General features: G+C 68.5%; 2 protein-coding genes. One reads left to right on the top strand and one right to left on the bottom strand.

The window, feature by feature from the left end:
* A partial coding sequence (locus AC3XYG_RS07085; RefSeq protein WP_489139106.1) for a calcium-binding protein occupies window positions 1-444 on the top strand: 444 nt, incomplete at its 5' end.
* A gap of 60 nt (window positions 445-504) precedes the next feature.
* On the opposite strand, the gene AC3XYG_RS07080 is transcribed toward AC3XYG_RS07085, so the two are convergent.
* The coding region (locus AC3XYG_RS07080; RefSeq protein ID WP_489139105.1) for a helix-hairpin-helix domain-containing protein at window positions 505-2,477 on the bottom strand (1,973 nt) is incomplete at its 5' end.

The raw sequence follows: 2,477 nt of genomic DNA, 5'->3' as shown, positions 1-2,477 counted from the left end.
AACGTCTACGGCTCGGACCACAATGACGTGCTGACCGGCGATGCCGGGGCCAACACCCTGTCCGGCGGCGCCGGCGACGACGTCATCACCGGCGGCGGCGGGGCCGCCGTGCTGAAGGGCGGTGCCGGCAACGACACCATTGTCTACACCGCGATCGGCAACAGCACCGTGGCGGCGTCCGGGACGGACGTGATCGCCGACTTCAGCACCGGCGACAAGGTCGACCTCAGCGCGATCGATGCCGACGGCAATTCGGCCAATGGCGACACGGCGTTCAGCTTCGGCACGGGCGGCTTCACCGGCCATGCCGGCGAGCTGCGGATCGTCGACTTCCACAACGGCCTCCAGGGCGTCTATCTCGACGTCAACGGCGACAAGACCCCGGACGCGATCATCAACGTGATTTCCGACCACGCTCTGACGGCCAGCGACTTCGTGCTTTAGTGGCCGGCCAGACACGTCAGGCATGCCAACGCCATGTCTGCCGTCGCTTTCCCCTGGACCCTATTTGAAGTCCCGCGCCTTCACCTTGATGGTGTCGATGTGCAGGTCGGGCGTGTACATGTCACGCGTCCGGAAGCCCTTCGGCGGCAGGCCGCGCGGGTCCGGGCCGACGCCGCCATGGTGGGCCTCGTCGCCGCGGCCGTGCGGCAGCGGGAAACCGGCGTCGCGATCGCCGACGCTTCCCAGCATCCCGGATAGGTCCGTCACCCGGCGGGCAATGAGGTGCACCACCTCGCCCTCCCGCTGAATCCGTCCCCAGATTCCCATCATGCTGGCGCCGACAATGACGCGGCGCTGCGCCTCGAACACCGTGGGCCAGATGATGAGGTTGGCGGCGCCAGTCTCGTCCTCGATGGTGATGAACATGACGCCCTTGGCCGAGCCCGGCATCTGGCGGACGAGAACGATGCCGGCGGTGTCGATCCAGCGGCCGTCGCGGGCGTTCATGGCATCGGCGCAGCTGACGACGCCCTCCCGCCGCAGATCCTCACGGAGGAAGGAGATGGGATGGCTGCGCAGCGTCAGCCCGACATGGCCGTAATCCTCGACCACCTCGCCACCGGCGGTCATCGGCCGGAGAGGCACTGCCGGCTCATCGAGCTCGGCCACGGTCGTGGCGGCCCGGGCCGAGGCGGCCGCGAACAGCGGCAGCGGCTCGTCGCGCAGCGCCTTAATGGCCCACAGCGCCTCACGCCGGGCGAGCTTCAGCGAAGGCTGGAAGGCGTCGGCCTTGGCGATCTCCACCAGTGACGCCGCCGGCACGCGGGCCCGGCGCCAGAGATCATCGACTGTGGCAAAGGGCTGGTCGGCCCGCGCCGCAACGATCGCAGCGGCATCGGCATTGGCCAGGCCCCTGACCATGCGGAGGCCCAGCCGCACGGCATGGCGGTCACCGTCGCCGGACGGCTCCAGGGTGCAGTCCCAGCGGGAGGCGTTGATGCAGATCGGCCGGACATCGACGCTATGGTCGCGGGCATCGCGGACGATCTGCGCCGGCGCGTAGAAGCCCATCGGCTGGGCGTTCAGCAGCGCGGCGCAGAACACGTCCGGGTGATGGCATTTGAGCCAGGACGAGGCGTAGGCAATGAGCGCGAAGGAGGCGGCGTGGCTCTCGGGGAACCCGTAGGAGCCGAAGCCCTCCAGCTGGGAGAAGGTCCGCTGCGCGAACTCCTCGGTGTAGCCCCGCGCCACCATGCCCTGGACCAGCTTGTCCTGGAACTTGCTGACCCCACCGGTGAACTTGAACGTGGCCATGGCCCGGCGCAGTTGGTCGGCTTCCGACGGCGTGAAGCCGGCGCATTCAATGGCGACCCGCATCGCTTGTTCCTGGAACAGCGGCACGCCGAGGGTCTTGCCCAGCACGCGCTCCAGCTCCGGCTTCGGATAGTCGACCGGCTCCTTGCCCTCGCGCCGGCGCAGATAGGGATGGACCATGTCGCCCTGGATCGGCCCGGGCCGGACGATGGCGACCTCGATCACCAGGTCGTAGAAGGTGCGAGGCTTGATCCGTGGCAGCATCGCCATCTGGGCGCGGCTCTCGATCTGGAACACGCCCAGCGTGTCGGCCCTGCGGATCATGGCGTAGGTCCGCGGATCCTCGGCAGGGATTGTGGCGAGGTCGAGTTCGATCCCCTTGTGCTCGGCCAGCAGGTCGAAGCCGCGCTTCATGCAGGACAGCATGCCGAGCGCCAGGCAATCGACCTTCATGAAGCGCAGCGCATCGATGTCGTCCTTGTCCCACTCGATGACCTGGCGGTCCTTCATCGCCGCCGGCTCGATCGGAACCAGCTCGTCCAGCCGGTCATGGGTCAGCACGAAGCCGCCGGGGTGCTGGGAGAGGTGCCGCGGCGTGCCGATCAGCTCGCGCGCCAGGTCCAGCGCCAGTCGCAGCCGCCGGTCGCCGGTGTTGAGGTTCAGTTCCTCGGCATGCTTCGTCTCGACGCCATCCTCCGCCCAGCCCCACACCTGGCCGG

This window comes from Inquilinus sp. (genome assembly GCF_057815775.1).
Note: the sequence above shows the minus strand (reverse complement) of the source record. Positions and strands in the feature narration are given on the sequence as shown.